1 pseudogene is annotated in these 1,439 nt (G+C 66.9%); it reads left to right on the forward strand.

Features of this window, described 5'->3' with window-relative positions:
* Positions 1–1,439 (forward strand): annotated as a pseudogene (locus ACWD3D_RS37070) (hypothetical protein); the annotation flags it as partial.

Here is a 1,439-nt window from a genome sequence, read left to right on the forward strand (position 1 = left end):
ACGACACCGTCCCCCACCGCCCCGACATCAAGGGAAGCCTCCTCGGCAACTACCACCAACCCTCACCCGACGCACTCCCCCAAGCCCAACTACGCGACCGCCACCTCCAACTCCTCGCCACCCTCATCGGCGACACCGACATCCAGCACAGCAACGGCAACTGGGCCGAGTCACGGGCCAACACCACGCCCGCCGCGCGTAGTCACACCTGGGTCGACCCCGTCTCCGAACCCCTCGGTCCGGAAGACGACACCACCGGCCCACGGGACACCGACGCCGTCGCTGCCCGCATGCTCCCGATACCACGCAACCTCCGACAGGACTCCGACGACTCGGACGCAGCCGACTCCGACGACACCGACTGGGACGCACCCGCCCCGACCCCGGCCGGCCCGTCCACGGCACCACGCTTCACGTGGGTGCAGCCCCCCGTCTCCGCGCCGAGTCCCGTGCAGTCACCGCCCTCGCCCGAGCCCGCGCAGGACGACGAGGCAGAGCAGACCACGCCGTTCGACGCATCGTCCCTGGTCACCTACGTTCTTCCGGACAACCTCCCCGAGGGGCCGTTCAACGCACAGACCCTGTGGTCGCTGGCACCCCCGATGGAATCCTTCGCCGTGGTCACCGACACCAGGCAGGGCCTGACGGTGCCGCTCACATATCCGGACAACCGTGTATCAGCCGAGTGGGACGACCCCCAGTACGGCATCGACGTCTTCAACGCCGTGATGGAACCGGCCGACAAATACCTCGACCTCGTCATCGAACGGGCCGAGCGGATACGGGCGGACGAAAACGCGGACAGCAACGAACGGGACGCCGCAGAACGGCTGTTGAAGGCCAACACGCTACTCCAGGGCGACAACTGGCGGCCCGAATACCGCAGCGAATTCCTCCGCGTTCAGATGCTCCTCGCAGAGCACGGCCTGCTCGACGGTCTCCCTCGCGAACTCGTCAGCAACCCCGACTGGCAGCGGCAGAACGACGTGCAGGACCCCGAAGACACACCGTGGGCCCTGGTCGATCCCGCCGACATGACCGGCCCCATCGGCGGTTCACTCCGCGGCACTGACGGCGTGTCCGCCCAGTTCCACACCTGGCTGAACGACAACGGCGGAGACAGCGCCTGGCTGTCCGCCTGGGCCGAAGAGCAAGCGGGCGGATCGATCAACACCGAACCCCAGCGGTTCAAAGTACTCATCAGCCACTTCCGCCCGCCCAAAACGGACGGCGGCTACTACACAGCCGGCCTGAGCAGCAACCTGCGCCACGACACATGGCAGGTGGGCTCCCAGGAATACCCGGTCACGCGATTCGACCGGACGTCCCTGGACGATCCGGCCGTCTACCTGCGCAGCATGATCGCCCAGCACGTCTTCACCTATGAAGTGCTCACCCGGGTGAAAATGCCCAACGTCGATCCCACCGAAGGAGTCGTC

Source organism: Streptomyces sp. NPDC002690 (assembly GCF_053592415.1).